Source organism: Streptomyces sp. NEAU-W12 (genome assembly GCF_026242095.1).
GTDB lineage: Bacteria > Actinomycetota > Actinomycetes > Streptomycetales > Streptomycetaceae > Streptomyces.
Genome location: NZ_JAPJDM010000001.1, coordinates 490,085 through 507,547 on the forward strand (window position 1 = coordinate 490,085; position 17,463 = coordinate 507,547).

The 17,463-nt window shown below is 73.6% G+C and carries 11 protein-coding genes and 1 pseudogene; 4 read left to right on the forward strand and 8 right to left on the reverse strand.

From position 1 onward, the window contains the following. Positions 1–119 precede the first annotated feature (119 nt). Positions 120–3,170, forward strand: a complete 3,051-nt coding sequence (locus tag ORI94_RS02180) for an AfsR/SARP family transcriptional regulator (RefSeq protein ID WP_416237756.1) — start codon at positions 120–122, stop codon at positions 3,168–3,170. A gap of 182 nt (positions 3,171–3,352) precedes the next feature. Here the strand turns inward: ORI94_RS02180 and ORI94_RS02185 are convergent, their stop codons facing one another. The 4 genes from ORI94_RS02185 to ORI94_RS02200 form a co-directional block, all read right to left on the reverse strand. Beyond that, entirely contained in the window at positions 3,353–5,011 is a 1,659-nt protein-coding gene (locus ORI94_RS02185; protein ID WP_266071943.1) for a glycosyl hydrolase, read from the reverse strand. A gap of 30 nt (positions 5,012–5,041) precedes the next feature. Beyond that, entirely contained in the window at positions 5,042–6,430 is a 1,389-nt protein-coding gene (locus ORI94_RS02190; protein ID WP_266071944.1) for a hypothetical protein, read from the reverse strand. 108 nt (positions 6,431–6,538) lie between these two features. Further along, positions 6,539–7,426 (reverse strand): hypothetical protein, encoded by an 888-nt coding sequence (locus tag ORI94_RS02195; protein ID WP_266071945.1) that lies wholly within the window; start codon positions 7,424–7,426, stop codon positions 6,539–6,541. A 173-nt stretch (positions 7,427–7,599) separates the two neighbouring features. Beyond that, complete coding sequence (locus ORI94_RS02200; RefSeq protein ID WP_266071946.1) at positions 7,600–8,070, reverse strand: DUF4913 domain-containing protein; 471 nt, start codon at positions 8,068–8,070, stop codon at positions 7,600–7,602. 267 nt (positions 8,071–8,337) lie between these two features. Between ORI94_RS02200 and ORI94_RS02205 the strand changes: the two genes are divergently transcribed. Continuing rightward, complete coding sequence (locus tag ORI94_RS02205; RefSeq protein WP_266071947.1) at positions 8,338–9,261, forward strand: hypothetical protein; 924 nt, start codon at positions 8,338–8,340, stop codon at positions 9,259–9,261. Between the two features lie 117 nt (positions 9,262–9,378). Here the strand turns inward: ORI94_RS02205 and ORI94_RS02210 are convergent, their stop codons facing one another. Further along, positions 9,379–10,413: a C40 family peptidase gene (locus tag ORI94_RS02210; protein ID WP_266071948.1), complete on the reverse strand. Its 1,035-nt coding sequence runs from the start codon at positions 10,411–10,413 to the stop codon at positions 9,379–9,381. Between the two features lie 202 nt (positions 10,414–10,615). On the opposite strand from ORI94_RS02210, the gene ORI94_RS02215 reads away from it, so the two are divergent. Both ORI94_RS02215 and ORI94_RS02220 read left to right on the forward strand, forming a co-directional pair. Beyond that, on the forward strand, positions 10,616–11,008 hold the full coding sequence (locus tag ORI94_RS02215; RefSeq protein ID WP_266071949.1) for a hypothetical protein: 393 nt from the start codon (positions 10,616–10,618) through the stop codon (positions 11,006–11,008). A gap of 644 nt (positions 11,009–11,652) precedes the next feature. Further along, a pseudogene (locus ORI94_RS02220) lies at positions 11,653–12,159 on the forward strand (DUF418 domain-containing protein); the annotation flags it as partial. A 40-nt stretch (positions 12,160–12,199) separates the two neighbouring features. Here ORI94_RS02220 and ORI94_RS02225 read toward each other — a convergent pair. The 3 genes from ORI94_RS02225 to ORI94_RS02235 form a co-directional block, all read right to left on the reverse strand. After that, complete coding sequence (locus ORI94_RS02225) at positions 12,200–14,053, reverse strand: type IV secretory system conjugative DNA transfer family protein (protein WP_416237752.1); 1,854 nt, start codon at positions 14,051–14,053, stop codon at positions 12,200–12,202. Beyond that, positions 14,050–15,624, reverse strand: coding sequence for an ATP/GTP-binding protein (locus ORI94_RS02230; protein WP_416237757.1), 1,575 nt, complete (start codon positions 15,622–15,624; stop codon positions 14,050–14,052). Before ORI94_RS02230 ends, ORI94_RS02225 begins: the two co-directional genes overlap by 4 nt. 257 nt (positions 15,625–15,881) lie before the next feature. Beyond that, complete coding sequence (locus tag ORI94_RS02235; protein ID WP_266071952.1) at positions 15,882–17,375, reverse strand: SCO6880 family protein; 1,494 nt, start codon at positions 17,373–17,375, stop codon at positions 15,882–15,884. Positions 17,376–17,463 lie beyond the last annotated feature (88 nt).

Sequence of the window (17,463 nt, forward strand, 5' to 3'; positions counted from 1 at the left end):
ACAGCGAAATCAGCGACGACACCGGACGGAATGGCACGTTCCGTCCGCGTGACGGTGACGACATCACGTCCTACTAGAGTCCGAGGGTGGACCACTACGTGAATTCTGTTCGTTTTGCTGTGCTGGGTCCGGTACGGGCATGGCGCGGGGCACGGGAATTAGACCTCGGCTCGCCGCAACAGAGGGTCGTGCTGGCCGCGTTGCTGTTACGGCGTGGACGCCCCGTACCGCTGGGTGAACTCCTCGACGCCGTCTGGGGAGAGGAGCCGCCCGCGGCTGCCGTGTCCGTCCTGCGGACCTACGTGTCGCGCCTGCGCAAGGTGCTGGAGCCCGACCGTGACCCGGCCGCCGGACAGCCCCGGGTGGTCGTCTCCGTCGGGGACGGATACGTGCTGCGGATTCCGGACGACGCCCTGGACCTCGCCGTGTTCCAGCACCGGGTCGCCCGGGCGAAGAAGTCGCGCGCCGCGGGCGACCCGTCCGGCGCCGCGGAACTGCTGCACGCCGCGCTCGGCGGGTGGCAGGGGGCCGCGCTGGCCGGACTGCCCGGCTCGCTGGCCGAGACGGTGCGCTCCTGGCTGGACGAGGAGTGGCTGACCGCGCTGGAGGCGCGGCTGGACGTCGACATCGAGCTCGGACGCCATCACGAGGTGATCGTCGAGCTGATCCCGCTCACCGGCAGGCACCCCCTGCGGGAGCAGCTGTGCCGACTGCTCATGCTGGCGCTGTACCGGGCCGGGCGGCAGGCCGAGGCCCTGGCGGCATACCGCGGGACCCGCCGTGCCCTGGTCAGGGAGCTGGGCGTCGAGCCCGGCGCCCAGCTCCAGGACCTGCACGACCGCATCCTGGCGGCCGACCCGGCCCTGATGCCCGACCCGGCGCCCGCTCCGCTCCGGCCCGCGTCCCCACTCAGACAGCTCCGGCCGTCCGTGGCACCGGTGGTGTCCGAGCCGTCCGTCGTCGCACCGGCGGACGGGAGAGTGGCCGATGGCACGGCCCCCGGCGGCAGGTCGGCGGACGAGCCGGCGGCGGACGACGGCCCGGCCGGCCGGCCGACGGACGCGGCCGGCCGCTCCGACCCGCCCGACTCCCCGGAGGGAACCGCTCGCCCGGCGCAACTGCCCGCCGATCTGCCGACCTTCGCCGGACGGCACGCCGAACTCGAGCGGACCGGAGCCCTGTTGCCCGAGAACGGCAGCCCTCCGTCGACCGTCGTGATCAGCGCGATCGGCGGCATGGGCGGGATCGGCAAGTCCACCCTGGCCGTGCACTGGGCCCACCGGGTCGCCGACCGCTTCCCCGGCGGCCAGCTCTACATCAACCTGCGCGGCTTCGACCCGACCGGCTCGGCGGTGACGCCGGACGACGCCGTGCGGATCTTCCTCGACGCGCTCGGCGTCCCCCCGATACGGATACCCGCCGGTCTCGACGCGCAGGTGGCGTTGTACCGCAGCCTGCTCGCGCAGCGCAGGGTGCTGATCCTCCTCGACAACGCCCGCGACACCGAACAGGTCCGCCCGCTGCTGCCCGGCTCCCCGGGCTGCCTGGTCATCGTCACCAGCCGCAACCGGCTCACCGGTCTGGTCGCCGGTGAAGGGGCGCACCCCCTGACGCTGGACCAGATGACCTCCGCCGAGGCGCACGACCTGCTGGCCCGGCGCCTGGGCACCGGCCGGCTGGCCGCGGAACCGGAGGCGGCGGACGAGATCATCGCCCGGTGCGGCCGGCTGCCGCTGGCGCTCGCCATCGTCGCCGCCCACGCCTGCGCCCACCCGGCCTTCCCGCTCAGCGCCATCGCCGACGAGGTGAGCGAGAGCCACGGCAGCCTGGACGCCTTCGCCGGCGGTGACGACATCACCACCGACGTGCGGGCCGTCTTCTCCTGGTCCTACAAGGCGCTGTCCGTCCCGGCGGCACGCCTGCTCCGGCTGCTGGGCCTGCACACCGGGCCGGACATCTCCGCGCCCGCGGCGGCCGCTCTCGCCGGGCTCCCCCCGCGTGAGGCCCGCGGCGTCCTCACCGAGCTGACCCGCGCCCACCTGCTCACCGAGCACTTCCCGGGCCGCTACACCCTGCACGACCTGCTGCGCGTGTACGCCGCCGAACGGGTGCGTGCCGAGGAGACACGGGAGGAGCGGGACCTCGCCGTCGGGCGACTGCTCTCCTGGTACCTGCACACCGCCGACGCGGCCTACTCGCACATCACCCCGAACCGCCGCCGCATCCCCCTGGAACCGCTGCCCGAGGGGTGCCGGCCGCTGGAGTTCACGACGCACGAGCAGGCGCTCGACTGGTGCGAGACCGAACGGCCCAACCTGGTCGTCGCGGTGCACCAGGCCGACCAGGCCGGGAAACCTGGCATCGCGTGGCGGCTGCCCGCCGTCCTGTGGGGGTTCTTCTACCTCCGCAGCCACACGCACGACTGGCTCGACACCTCCCGTACGGGTCTCATCGCCGCCCGCACCGCCGGCGACCGGCAGGGCGAGGCCCAGAGCCTGTCCGACACGGCCGCCGCGCTGCGCACCGCCGGCCGGCCCGAGGAGGCCATCGTGCACCTGCACCGGGCGCTGGAACTGTGCCAGGAGCTCGGGGACAGGAAGGCCAGGTCGACGGTGGTCGCCAACCTGGGCGACGCCTACCTGCACGTCGGCCGGCTCGGCAAGGCCGTCGAGTACATCCGAAGGGGGCTGGCCCTCGACCGCGTCGAGGGCAACTCCTGGGGAGAGGGCATCGCCCTGAGCAACCTGGGCGACGCCTACCAGCGGCTCGGCCGGTACGACGACGCCCTCGGCTGCCTGGAGCGGGCGCTGGTGGTGCTGCGCGCCGGCGACAACCGCTGGGTCGAGGGCGTCGCCCTCGACATCCTCGGCACGGTCCACCACAGGCTCGGCCGCTACGGCGAGTCCGTCGAGTACTACCGTCAGGCGCTGGCGACACACCGGGACATCGGCAACCGGTGGGGCGAGGGCCACACGCTGGGCAACCTCGGGGACGTCCACCTCGACGCCGGGGAGCCGGAGTCCGCCCGGGCGAGCTGGCGGCAAGCTCTCGCGATCTTCGCGGAGTTCGATCATCCGGACGCGGAGAAGGTCCGCGCGCGGCTCGCCCGCCTGCAGGAGGCTCCGGCCGACGCGCGTGCCCGGGGGGCTGCGTCGCGACGGACCGCCTGACATGGATCTCCTCCGATGGTGAGCCCCGCCGGGAGCCGCCGGGATGCACCGGAACAACGGCTGTGAGACGAGGACGGTTCAACTCCGATGACCTTTTGGGAGTTGAACCGTCCGCGTGCTGCTCGCGGCAGGCACCTCAGCGCGTCAGCACCTCAGGGCGCCTCAGGACCCCTCGATCCACCTCAGCGCACCTCGCGGTAGACGCGCCCGCTCGCGTTGGCGACCGCCCCGTCGTAGAGCCCCGTCCGGTGGGTCTCGGTGGACAGCACGAACCACGCGTAGCGCTCCAGGAAGTCCAGGCCGTTCAGCATCCCGGTCGAGGACCGGACGAAGTCGGTCTGCTCCTGCTCGCTCGGGTAGCGGGGGGTTCCCTGGGAGAAGTCGATCAGGGCGTACTCCGTGAGCCAGATCGGCTTGCCGTAGCGGTCGTGCACGGCCTGCAGGTAGCCGCGCAGCTGGTTGACGGCGTCGGGGCCGAAGTCGGCGCCGTACCAGTGCAGGGGAATGAAGTCGACGCGCAGGCCGCGCTGTTCGGCTCCCTTCATGAACCGGTCCAGCCAGCCGCCCTCGAGGTCGCCGCCGGAGGCGACCGCGGGCGCGCCCAGGCGCAGACCGGTGGACTCCAGCCGGGGCCACAGGTCCAGCGCCTGTTCGGGCGACATGGTGGCCTGGCCCGGGTGGTCCGGCTCGTTGAAGCCCAGCAGCGCCTTCCCTTCCTTGGCGGCCTGGCCCAGCTGGGCGTCGGTGACCGAGTCGGGGCCCCAGATCATCGGGACGTACTCGACGCCCTCCGGCTTGGTGACACCGTCGCTGGAGGAGGCCCAGTTGTAGAACCAGGACGAACCGGAGTCGGCCAGGGCCTCGGAGGCACCCGCCACGGGGTTGAGGCTGATGCCCTTGCGGGAGGCGGCCGGGGTGCTGCCGCCCTCGCGGGGCTGCTCGGTGACCACGGGGGCCGGCGGGGGCGCGGCGTTGTCGTCGGGCGGGGCGGCGGCCTCGCCGGTGCCGTGGAAGGTGACGGTCATGCCGGTGCACTGCCGGCACTGGTACACGACCTGGTTGCCCTGCTCGGTGTCGTGCTTGGACCAGCTGTACGCGGTCGGGCACTTGCCGGCCAGCGCGTCGCTGTAGGGGGTCTTCGCGTCCCGGTTCGGGTTGACGCACACCAGCGCCCGGCCGGTGGCCTCGTCCCTGACCAGGTTGTCGGCCGGGCAGGCGGCCAACAGGTCCTCGACGCAGCCCGCCGACGTGCACTCGCCGGACTCGGGCGGTGTCACGCCGTCCGGCGTGATGGTGATCGGCGACGCGACGGCGTTGACGTAACTGACGTTGTACCAGGGCGCCAGGCCGTCCTTCGGGTCGAAGTTGAACTCGGCCAGGCCGGTCGGCTGCTCACCGGTCGAGCACCGGTCGGAGTACGGTCCGCAGTCGCCGACGGCGCAGTGGAACGTACTGCCCTCCTCGCCGGTGCAGCCCTCGCGGGCGAAGAACTTGCCGCGCCAGTGCCCGGCGCCGGAGTTCTCGGGGATCGTGATGGTGGCCGACTGGCCCGGGTCCAGCGTCGGAAGCCCGGTGAGTTCGGCCGACCCGTCGGCGTTGACCGTGCTGCCGATCCAGATCCGCTGGCCCGTCGTGTTCTTGAAGGTGACGGTGTGCTCGCCGGTACCGGCGTTGGCGGCCGGCGTTCCCGCGATGCTCACGTCGTCCGAGCGCTGGCTCTGGATCAGCAGGGCGGTTCCGGTGACCCCGACGGCGACCAGGAGCAGCGCCAGCAGGAACGAGGTGTGCCTGCGCGTGGGGCGTATGCGTGTCAGGGGTCCGTGCATGAGGAATCTACGCATGGAGCGCGCCTCCTGTGGGGGCGACGTAGGTCATGTCCGTCCTCTCTTCTGGGGGGTCGTGCGGAGGGCGCCGGTATGGGCCCTGGCGGGGGTCGCGCGGGAGGACCTCGTCGGTGAGTCGGTGCCGCCCGGGGCGGGGGAGCGGTAGGGGGAGAGCGAGTCGAGCGAGCTGCGCAGGGCCGCGTGCCCGTCGTCGCTGAGCAGGGACGGCAGGGATGCGGACGACGCCAGGGGTGACACGGGGCTCGGGGGCGCGCTCGTGGGGGCGCTGTCCACCGGGCCGCCGGCGTGGGCGGCCCGCTCGGACTGCTGAGCAGCCCGCTCGGCCGCGAGGAAGGCCTGGCCGTCGAAGGCGTCCTGGGCGCCGGGGGCGGCGGTGGGGCTGGTGCCGAGGTGCTCCCATTGCGTGTGCTGGGTTGTCTGGAGGGCCTGGTGGTCGGGGGCGTCGGTGGGGGACGGGAGGGCGGTGGGGCTGGTGCCGAGGTGCTCCCACTGCGTGTGCTGGGCTGCCTGGAAGGCCTGGCCGTCGGCCATCTCGTCCTGGCGGGGCGTTTCGAAGCTGCTTCGGTCCTGCCCCACGACCGGTGTCACTGCCGGTGTCGCAGCCGGCGCGGTGTCCGACCGTTCCCGTGAAGCCGGACGCTCCCAGCGCTCGCGCAGCGCCGCGAACTGCCGCGCGTCGGCGGCCATGCTCCGGTCCCGGGCGGCCTCCATGGCCTCGGCGGCGGCGAGGGCGGGGGCGGCCGTGTTCGTGTTCGCGTCCGCCTGCGTACTGCTGTCGGTGTAGGCGTTCGTGGTCGTGACCGGCGCGGTCCGCAGTGCGGTGTCCTGCGCCGAAGTCCTTTCCCGCTGAGGCGGGTCCACAGCCTGGGACGTCTCCCGCAGCGACTCCCGCATGTACGCGTTGGCGGCGTACCGCGCGACGGTCGGCATGCTCTCGGGGGACTGCTCGAACGCCTTCTTCCAGTTCTCGTCGGTCCTGACCAGGTGGAGAACCGCGTCCTCGAAGGCCTCGTGCTGGAGCGTCGACAGCCGGCCGATCCTCTCCCCGAGGCGTGCCATGTCCGGATGCGCCGACTGCGCCGAGGACGTCTCGGACGCTCTCTCCGCCGTCCTCTGCGCCGGGACGGGCTGCCACGGCCCGGACCGGTCGGCCTCCCGTCCGGCGACGGACGTGTGGTCCCCGCCGGCCGGGGTCGCCGCCGACCGGGAGCGGCCCGCCAGGCGGTCCATGAGCCGGCGCAGCTCGGCCGCCAGGCGGTCCCAGGGGCCTGCCGCGTCGGTCGGATCCCGTCCGTCGTCGCGACGTTCGTCCCGCAGGCGGTACTCGGTCTTGATCAGGTCACGCGCCAGTCCGACTTCGGGGCGCTCCTTGGCCGACCGGTTCCGGCTCGGGGAGGCCGCGTTGTCATCCGCCACGGTGCCCCTCTTTCAGGTCGGAGGTGCTGACAGGAAGCGACAACGGGCGGGCCGGGGGCAACGGTTCAACAAGCGGGACGCCACGGCGGGGCAGTCCGGCCGTGGCTCCTAGCGGCTCAGGCCGCCGTGCTTCTTGCTCTGGACCTTCCTGGACAGGTGCCCCTCCGCCGGGGCCCTGCCGGTCCCCGTGGAGCTGATGGGCAGGTTGAAGTTCCCGGCCGGGGCTTTGTTGGTCGGCACGGGGTGGGACGACGTGGAGGACGGGGGTGCCGGGGTGGGATCGAATCCGGGCGGGTACTGGCCCGGCTGGTTGCCGAGCGCCGGGTTGCGGTGCATCCCGTACATCTCGTAGCCGGGGTCGTCCGCCACCCGCCCCGGGTCGGTGTGGGCGTGGTGCATGACGTCGGCCGCCGTCGCGGCGCCGGCCACCCAGGAGCCCGCACCGCCGACCATCCCGGTCACGGCGGAGTCCTTGTCGCCCACGGCCGCGTACGTGTTCAGCACCGTGGACGTCAGCCGGGTGAGGCTCGCGCCGACCTGGACCGGGTCGACGTGACCGCCCGAGCGGTGCTGCTGGTACTGACCGACGAGGCCCCGGCCGGCCACCGCGCTCTGGGCGGCGATGCCGATGCCCTTCAGGACCGTGCCGGCCCGGCCGGGCACGAAGGACGAGGCACCCTGGATGAGCACCGGAGAGATGTCGATCAGGGCCTTCACGATGCGGGACCGGTGCTCCGAGACCCACTGCGCCGTGCTCCTGCTCCACCGGACGACCGGACTGTCCCGCTCGTTGTCCGGGGCGACCGTGTAGAACTGCTGGGCGCCCTGGTCGTACACGCCGGTTCCGGCACCGTCGAACAGTGGGGGCGCGTCGTCCGGAACCGACGCACCGGAGACCTGGGCCTGTGCCCGCCTCCCGTCGTCGCTGATCGTGACGGACGCGTAGGAACCGGCGTGGGAGCCGGTGCTGTCGTCCGAGTAGTCCGAGCCTGCCATGTCACCCTTCCTTCCGGGAGATGGTCGCTCCGCACGGAGCCTGTGACGGTGCCGGGTCCGGTCCCCCGGCCGGCCGCTTACTGCGCACGGCAGCCACAACGCGACCGCGGGGTCGCATGGTTCATCACCGCCCTTCGGTACCCGCCGCCTGCTGCGGCGGGTACGCCACGCCGTCAGGCCGACGCGGGCGGAGGGGGCGGCGGCCCGAAGGGGTCCAGGGCATCGACGGTGGGCATCTCCTTCGGGCGGTGCATGCCGGGCTTGCAGCCGGCGAAGGGGCCCGAGGGGTCCCGGAGGGAAGCCATCACCGGCAGCAGGTAGTCGCGGTGCCAGTTGGCGGGCCCGCTCAGACCCGACCCCGGACCTGTCAGCTCCATCCAGGCGAGCCACAGACCGTGGAGCTGGGCCACCGCCTCCGGGTGCTCCCACCAGCGGGAGCACCAGGGAGCGGAGGAGGTGACCTCCCGGCCGTAGACCGGCAGCAGCACATGGTGCGCCCACAGGGTCAGCTGCCGCAGCGCCTGGACGTAATCGGGACCCTCGAAGTAGAGGATGAACAGAGGCGCGGACGGGTCCTGAGGTGCCCCGGCCCCGTTGCCGCCCCTCTGCTCCTCCTGCGCGGCAGGAGCGGTGTCGTTCCTCATGACCGCTCCCCCTGTTCTCCGGCGGGTGTGGAGGTGACTGATACGGGGTTGCGCATGAATGTTCCCTCGGGTGGAGATCGGGCCTCGTCGCGTCCGGCACCACAACGCACGGTTGGCGCCCGGGGTTCACCCCCTCCGGGAGACAGCGGCCGGAGTCTCTGAACCCTCGCCGCTCCGGTGCCGTTGTGCTGACGACTCCGCGACGGAGTCGTGTTCGACGGTGTCGTGTTCCCACGACCCGATCCGTGAGCGAAGAGGAAGTGCTACATGTCGGGAAACAACTCGGACGACAGCTTCTATACGGCACAGAGCGGCGGGAGCCGCCGGAGCGGCGGGAGCGGCGGGAGCCGCCGGAGCGGCGGCCACCAGAGCAGCAGTTCCGCGGGGCAGGAGCGCTACGGCAGCAGCAGCCCGGAGAGCGACGGCTCCGGGCCCTACCCGCCCTCCGCGTCGAGCAGTTCGCAGCAGTCGCAGTACTCGCAGTCGCAGTACTCGCAGTCGCAGTACTCGCAGTACCCGCCCTCCCAGTACTCCCAGCCGTCCGCTGCCGCCCCGACCGGCGACAGCGGCTGGACGCGTGCTTCCAACGCCGCCCTGGCGGCGGCTCCGCTGGCAGGGCAGTCGGCCGCCATGCTCGCGGCGCAGTACTCGTCCGACCCCACCGCGGCCGTGCAGGGCTACGGCGGTGCGGTCGGCGCGACCGCGGCCGCCAACGCGGCCGAGGCCAGCCGGCAGGCCTACTACGCCTACAGCGTCAGGGCTGACCCCACAAGGCCTCAGCCCGCTCCCTCCCTCGCCAGGTTCACGGGATCCGCTGTCGCGACCGTCGGAGGGGCCGTCTACGGTGCCGGGGCCGGCATGAACCACCCGGGCATCCAGGGTTTCGGTGCCGCGGCCCAGGCCGTGGGAACGGCGGTGGCCGTGGGGTCCCCGCAGCCCATGCATGACCCGTACCAGCAGTCCACCGGGCAGCAGATGCCCACGGGAGGCTACGGCCCGACGCTGCCGCAGTACAACCAGCAGGTCGCGGGGCACCTCGCGCAGCAGCAGTACCCGCAGCAGTACCAGCAGCCGGCCCAGTCGCGCGACAGTTCGGCGCCCAGCCGGCCCCCCGCGCCGTCACACAGCTCGTCGTCGTCGCACGGGCAGGGGGGACGCCGCAGGGGCGCGGGCGGAGGTGGAGGCCGTTAGGTAGCTTCCTGTCCGGCCCTCCGGTGGCGCGGAGCCGCCGACGGGGGGAGCGCAGGCAGCCCGGACCAGGGGCGGGGGGCGGGGCGGACTCCATGGGGGGTCCGCCCCGCCTCACGTTCACGCGTCCGGCCGGACCACCCCGAGGATCTCCAGCGACCCGGCCGGCGCCACCGTCACCGAACGCCCCGGGCGCGGGGCGTGGATCATCTTGCCGTCGCCGATGTAGAGGGAGACGTGGGTGGCGTCGGCGTTGTAGATGATCAGGTCACCCGGGCGCATGTCCGCGACCGGGACGCGGTGGAGCAGGCGCCACTGCTCCTGCGAGGTGCGCGGGATGGCCACGCCCGCCGCCAGCCACGCCTGTGAGGTGAGGCCGGAGCAGTCGTAGGAGTCGGGGCCCTCGGCGCCCCAGACGTAGGGCTTGCCGAGCTCACGGGTGGCGAAGGCGACGGCCTTGCCGCCCGCGCTGCTGCCCTCGGTGCCGGCGGTGTCGAGGACGCCCGACTCCACCCACTCCGCCTGGGCCTCGTCGGCGGCCTCCCTTTCGAGCGCGGCCAGTTCGCGGCGCTGCTCCTCCGCCAGCCGCGACTCCACCTTCTGCGCCTCGTCGATGCGGGCCCGGATCGTCCTGCGGTGGGAGTCCATGGTGCTGCGGTTCTTGCGCAGCCGTTTCAGTTCGTCGGCCGCGTCGTCGCTGCGCGCGCGCAGTTCCTCCCGGGTCCTGGCCAGGGCCGTCATCACCCGGTTCGTGCCCTGGTGCGCCTGACGGGCCAGGGAGGCGTTGTCCAGGGCGCGTTCGGGGTCGTCGGCGAGGACGAACTGCATCTCGGCGGGGACACCGCCACCGCGGTACTGGGTGCGGGCCGCCACCCCGGCCAGTCCGGTGAGGCGGGTCAGCTTCTTCTCCGTCGACGTCACTCGGGCTCCGAGGGCGCTGACGCGCTTCTTCTGCCGGGTCACCTTGCCGTCGACGGCGTTGTACTTCTCGGTGGCGACCTCGGCGTCGTGGTAGAGGCGGTCGAGTTCGGCGCGCACCTCGGGGAGGGTCGCCGGTTCGGCACTGGCGGGCTGGTGGAGCGCCGCCGTCAGGGCGAGGGCCAGTGCGACGGCGGCCGCCGTCCGGTGGCCGGGTGCGCCCGGGGTCCGTCTCATGCGGTTCGTGGCTCCCTTCGTAGGCGCCGCGTGGGTAGGGATGGCGGGACGTGGGAATGTCAGGGGTCACCCACACAACGGTGCCGTGCCGTCCGGAGGTTCAAGGTGGGCGGGACGGGAACCGGGGTGAACCGGGCCGGCCTCGCAGGCCGTTGTGCACGCGCGGGGCACCGGCCGACAGGACCTGGGCGAAGGGATGGGTATGAACGCGGAGTTGGTGGTGCTCGCACTGTGCACGGGGTTCGGCGTCGGTTTTCTGCTGGCCGCGGTCCGGGCGATGGCGACGGCCGCGGCCCTGTGGGCGCGCGGCCGGCGGGTGATGGGGTCCGTGACGGCACGCAAGGCGACCGACCGGCGGCGCGGCGGGCTCGTCGTGTTCTCCGACCACTTCGGCAGGGACCTCGTCCTCGACCCGGGGCGGTACGGGCCGTTCTACGGAGTGCCGCCGGTCGGCGACAACGTGCCGGTCGTGTACGTGCGCGAGCACCCCACGCAGGCCAGGCTGTGGACGCCCAGGCATCTGCTGGCACCGTCGTTCGGATGGTTCCTGTCCGCCACCCTGGCGTTCGGCACCGGGGTCGTGATGGCGGGGTGAGGCCGGTGGGGGCCCTGCCCGGCCGGCCCCGGCGCGTCGGCGAACTCGACGTGCTGCGCGGGTTCGCGCTGTTCGGCATCCTGGTGGTCAACGCCGGTCTGATGGCGGGCCCGTACACGGCCTTCGGCGGCGGTCCCGGGGCCTCGGCACTGGACCGGGGCGCCGCGTGGACGGTGACCGCTCTGGTCACGGCCAAGTTCTACGTCCTGTTCTCCTTCCTCTTCGGCTACGGCTTCGTCCTCCAGTCCCGGTCCGCCCGGCAGGCGGGCGTCGCCTTCGCGCCGCGTCATCTGCGGCGCGCGGCAGGCCTGTTCGTCCTGGGGGCCGCGCACGCCGTGCTCCTGTACCCCGGCGACATCCTGACCACGTACGCCGTCGTCGCGCTGGTGCTGTACGGGCTGCGCGGGATCTCCGTACGGGCCGCGCTGCTCCTCGCGGCCGGCCTGCTGGTGGTGCTGTCGGCGCTGCTGCTCGGGTACGGGCTGCTGACCGTCGCGCTCACCGAGCCGGTCACCGTCACCGCGTACGCGCCCCGCGTCGCCGACACCGTCGCCGCCTACCGGGGCGACGCCGGATCGGTGCTGGGCGCACATCTGCGCGAACTGCCGGCGGTGATCGCCACGGACCTGCTGTACGCGCCGGCCATGCTGGCCGCCGCCCTGGCGGGGCTCGCGGCGGCGAAGTCCCGGCTGGCCGAGCGGCGCGGCCGGGACGCGGTGTGGCTGCGGCGGGTCGTCGTCCGCCTGCTGCCGCCCGGCCTCGTCGGCGGCGTGGTGGCGGCCTGCTGCGTGAGCGGGCCGCTGGACAGCCGCTGGTTTTTGGTCGGGCAGGCGGTGACGGTGCTGACCGCTCCGGCGCTGACGGCGTCGTACACCTGCGGCCTGCTCCTGCTGCTCCTGCGGTGCGAGGCCCGCGTCCCGGTGGCGGCCCGTGCGCTCGCCGCCGCCGGACGCATGGCGCTCAGCCACTACCTCGCCCAGTCGCTCGTCCTGGCCTGCGTGTTCACCGGGTACGGGCTCGGACTGTACGACCGGGCCGGCACGGTCACTCTCCTCGCGGGGTGCGCACTGCTCTACGCCGTCCAACTCGCCGTCAGCGTCCGGCTGGCGGACCGGGTGCGGTACGGGCCGGCCGAGCTGGTCCTGCGTACGGTCACGCTGGGCCGCCGGCCCGGCACCTCCCCGCACCGGGTCAGTGCGCCGGCTTGGACAGCGTCACCCCCGGTACCCCCGGCATCCCCTGCGCGCCCGGCAGCCCCGGCACCCCCGCCGCCTCCGTCCCGCCCGGTACATCCCCCAGCCCCGGCAGGAGACGGCGCGCGGCACGCTCCGTGATGGCCGCCGTCTCCGCCTTCGCGGCCGCCGAGATCGCCGCGGCGCCGGGCTCCTTGTACCAGGGGCGCAGCCGGATCAGCGCCGGCTTGACGCCGGTGGCGAGGAGCAGCGCCGTGCCCTTGGGGAGGGCGCGGATGCGGTCCGGCGGCAGGATGGACTCCTGGCGGTAGGAGTAGGACCGCGACGTGCCCTCCTTGCCGCGGGAGATGCTGGGGGTGCGCACGTCGTGCTGGCCGACGAGCGTGGAGATCTTCTGCACGAAGTCGGCGTCGTCCAGACCCGCGCCGAGGAGCTTGATCGTCGCCGCGCTCCACAGCGCGTCCATGCCGACCTCGCCCCACACCCGGGCGCCCTGCCGGTAGCTCTGCAGCAGCGTGACGACGTTGATGCCGCGCGACCCGAAGTGCGAGTACAGGTCGGGCAGATCGGAGATGCGGCACACGTTGGCGGCCTCGTCGAGGACCGCCGTCAGCGGCGGGTCGAGCCGGCCGCCCATGCGCTCGGCGGCGACCACGCCCGCCCGCAGCGTCGCGTCGGCGAGCCCCGCGATGACGCCGGCGGCGGAGCCACCGCCGTCCTTGGAGAGCAGGTAGAGCGTGTCCTGACCGAGGACGTGCAGGTCGGGACGGAATTCGGGCAGCTCCGGGTCGGGCGAGACCCAGGCGAGGATCTCCGGGTCGAGCAGGCAGGACACGGTCTGGCGGGCGGTCTCGTAGATGCCGTCCCGGGTCTCCACCGCACCGCGCACGGTGCCCTGCAGCTGCTCGGCCATCGCGACGAGTCCGGCGTCGCGGAGCAGGTCGACCGGGGTGCGGTCGGCGGGGTCGGCGAGCCAGCCGAGCAGTTCGTGGATCGGGGTGCGGCTGCGGGCGGCGGCCAGGAAGAGGGCGGTGAGGGTGTTCTGGGCGGCCGAGATCCAGAAGTCCTTCTTCGCCGTGTCGTCGTTGACGGACGCCACGAAGTGACCGGCCATGCGGCGGGCACTCTCGATGGTGTGGCACTCGCCGAGCAGGTTCCACCACATGGCGCGCGGGGTGTGCGCGATGCCCTGCGGGTCGAACGTCCAGACCGTGCCCGTCTTCTCGCGTTCGGCGCGGGTGACGGCGTACACGTCGGACTTGTTGGAGGTCAGCAGGACGGCGCCCTGGGCGCGCAGCACCCGGGGGACGGCGATGCCGGTGGACTTGCCGGCCCGCGGCGCCATCAGGTCCAGCTCCACGTCCTCGTAACTGCTGCGCAGCTCGGGGCCGTCGGGGCTGAGGTCGCCGAGGAGGTTGCCGGTCTCGTCCGGGTGCAGCCGGTCGCGGCCGCTCAGGGTGGGGCGCAGTTCGCGGGCGCGGGCCTCGATGCCCTTGGGGCACATGGCGGCGAGTTCGCGGCGCCCGGCCAGGCCCTTGGTGCGGCCGGACCGGCCCAGGACGAGGCGTACGACGAGGGCGACGGGCAGCGCGAGGAGCGCCAGCAGGCCGAGCATGCCCGCGTAGAGGGCGGCGGCCGGGGCCCCGGGCCACAGGTCGGCGGGCCCGTCGGAGACCAGCCGCGCCACGGTGGAGACGGCGAACGGGGGGCCCTCCCAGCCGTTGCCGGACAGTCCGGACCCGAGGGTCCCGCCGCACCAGGCGACGGTGAACATGGTCAGGCCGGTGCCGGCGACCACCACGATCGCCCACGGCAGCTGGTCGTGCAGGGAACCGGTTCCCGGAGCACTCACGCGGACCACCTCCCGGCGCCCGGGCCGCCGGGGAACCCCGGGCCGCCGGGGCCGCCCGGCGTCGCGTACGCCCCCTCCTGCGCGGCCCGTGCCACCTGTGCGGCGGTGTGGGCGAGCTCCTGCTCGACCGCCTGCTCGACCCGCTCCTCGTTCGGCGTCCACCGGGTGTTGGTGTTGTGCAGCCGGCGCTCGGCGTCGGTGATGGCGACCTTGATGGGGATGCCGGGGCGTCCGCCGACCTTGATGAGGAAGCGGCCCCGGCCGGGCGGCTCCTCGTGGTCGCCGGAGACACCCCAGCCGGGCGGCGAGGACCAGGACGACACGAGTTCGATCTCGCGCCGGGACAGGCCCACCACCTTGCCGAGGTCCTCCATCTCCGCCTTCGGCAGCCCCGCGCACACCACCATGCCGGCCCGCTCGACGAAGCCGCGCGCCTTCGCCCGGTCGGCGTCGGTGCCGAGTGCCTCGGCGTCCTTGAGCGTGTGGGTGATCTTGGCGTCGCCGAGGCCGAGGGAACGGTTGAGGCGGGTCAGGGCGTCGATGCGGTCGACGATGCCGGAGGCGGCCCGCAGCGGGCGCCACAGCTCGTCGAGCACGGTGAAGAACCAGCGCCGGGGCTCGAGCCCGGCGTCCGCGAGGGCGTGCGAGGCGGCCACCGTACCGAGCCCGTCGGACCAGGCGGCGAGCATCGCGGCGGCGGTCAGCTGGGTGTCCGCCTCACCGATGCCCGAGATGTCGATGCACACGGCGGGCGCGTCCGGGTTGATGCGGGTGGACGTCTCGGAGGCGAAGGTGTCGCCGAGCGGGCCGTCGAGAATGCCGAGCAGGGAGCGGTGCAGCGGGTCGACGGCGTCCCGGTAGCGGGCGTCGTCCCCCCGGTCGAGGGTGACCGCGCGCACCCGGTCCGGGCCCTCGGCGAGTACCCGGAGCACGTCCGGCAGCAGCACGGTCCGGCCGGGTGGGGTGCGTTCGCGCAGGTGGTGCAGGACGGCGGAGAGCACCGACTGCTCGTGGTCGTCCATCGGCCGGCCGCGCACGATGGTGATGAGCGCGGCCACCATGTTCAGCACCCGGCCGTGCGTCTCGGCCTTCAGCACCTCGCCCGCCTCGCCGCCGATCCTGACCGCCGCCGCGCCCATGGCCCCCGGGTCGAGGACGTTGATGCCGCCCCGGCCGCGGCCGATGGAGATCACCTGGCCGCCCAGGGCACGGACCGTGTCGGCGTAGTCGGGCTTGAGGTCGCCGAGGACCAGCGGGACGACACCGGTGGCGGAGAGCCCGATGAGCATGCGGTTGACGAGCGTGGACTTGCCCAGACCCGGCATGCCGAGCATGAACAGCGACGGGTTGGAGATGTACCGGGCCCGGGTGAACCAGTTCAGCGGGTCGCCGCAGACCGTGGCCCCGGTGAACAGGTGCTGCCCCAGCGGGACGCCCGTCATGGGCGAGCCGGAACCGGCCGCGAACGGCCACATCCCGCACGCCTGCACGGTGGTGGCCCGCCACATGGTCGGCGGATCCAGGTAGCCGACCCGCCCGCCCCCGGCCCCGTACCAGCCGCGCGGCGGCACGTACGGCTCGCGCGGGCGGGAAGCGGCCTTCTTCCTGCCGCCGCCCTGCCTGCCGCCACCCTCGCCGGACCCGTCCTCGTACCCGGCCTTCTCCCGCTTCTCCTGTTCCTTGCGCTCCTTGCGGCTCACGCGGCCCTTGCGCCCGGACTTCTCCGGCCGCGGGGACCCCGCTCCGGGACGCCTTGCCTCCAGTTCCGCGCGTGCCCGCTGCTCCGCCAGCCGGTCGGCCAGCTCGGCCCTCTTCTCGTCGCGGCGGCTCACAGCGCCTCCTGCAGTTCGTGCGGGATCAGGGTCTGCTCCCACGGGAGGATCCCGGCGGGCAGCGTGCAGCTGAACGCGGCCGCCTGCATCCGGTCGGCGGGCCGCATCAGCACCCGGGAGGCCGCGGTCAGGTTGCGCACCGTGACGCTCGCGTCGGCCAGCTGCTCCATGGTGTCGACGGTGACGGTCAGCATCAGCGAGAACTCCACGAGCCCCGCGCCCGACGCCTCCTCGGCCGCGGTCTGCTCCGCCGCCCGCATCTCGGAGGCCGCGCGGGCCTGCACCATGCCCCGGCCGGAGGTCGCCATGAACTGGGCGCTGCGCCGGTCCGCCTCGACGATCCGGGCCGAGGTGGCCGGGTCGATCGGCCGGTACACCAGCGCGACCCGCTTGCGCCGCGTGCCGGGCGCCGCCTCCAGCATGCCCCGCAGCACCGAGGACCGTACGGTGCCCCGCGGCGCCAGCGTCATCAGCCAGGTCCGGGACACCCCCGAGTCGTGCTGGTAGCTGCCCACGGTCTCGACGGCGGCGGCCGGCCCGGCGTCGTCCCACTCCAGGCCCGTACCACCCTGCTGGGCTCGGGCGTTGAGGACGTCGGCGGAGACGGCCGGGTCGTAGGCGACCCGCACGACCTCCGCGATCCGCTCCGCCGACAGCGGGTACGCGGCCCCGCCGCCGGCCGCGACCAGACCGCTGAGCAGGCCGGGGATGCGGATGGCGAGGTCGGTGATCACGTCCTCCTTCTTCCGCTTCTGGCCCGCGGGGACGCCGTAGGTGAGGCTGACGTACGTGTGCATCTCGGAGGACGCGGTGGGGTAGCGCTCGACGACCTCCTCCATCACGGCGCGGGCGGCGGCCGGCGCGTTCGGCCGGATGCGGGGCAGCACCTCGTGGGCGAGCCGGGTGCCCGGGTCGGGGGCGGTCTCCACGATCACGGAGGCGCCGCGCAGCCCGGGTTCGTGGGACAGGCGGGCCAACCACTCGCCCCACAGGGCGACCCACACGTCGACCTGGTCCGGGTCGACGAGCGAACCGCCGTCCGGGTCGCAGCCCAGGACGATCGTGTACAGGTTGCGGTTCGGGTGGTGCAGCACGCCGAAGGGGCGGTCGTAGGCGTCCCGGCCCTCGGTCGCGGAGACCTTGTTGAGCAGCCCCGGCGGACGGAACCGGCCGCCCGGCCGGGCGGACAGCGGCCCGGAGACGTACAGGTGCGCGCCCCTGGCCTTGCGCCGCCGCCAGCCGATGCGCAGGGCGAGCAGCTGGTAGACGTTGCGGCCGTCCTGGGTGCGGATGGCGAGCGGGACCAGGAACACCGCGATGGGGACGAACACGACCATCGCCGCGTACAGCGAGATCAGGGACGCGAGCAGGGTGAGGACGAGCCCGCCGAAGACACCGAAGGTGCCGACGAGTCCGAGCGGACCGAGCCCCGGACGCCTTGGGCGGCGCCAGTTCCCGTAGGTCGGATGGGTGACGGCTTCCGTGGACATGAGGGTCCGTTTTCCCTTCGTTCGGTGATCGGGTGACGGGGCGGGGGCGGGCGGGGCGCGAGGGGGCGGGGGAGGGAGGCGACCGCCG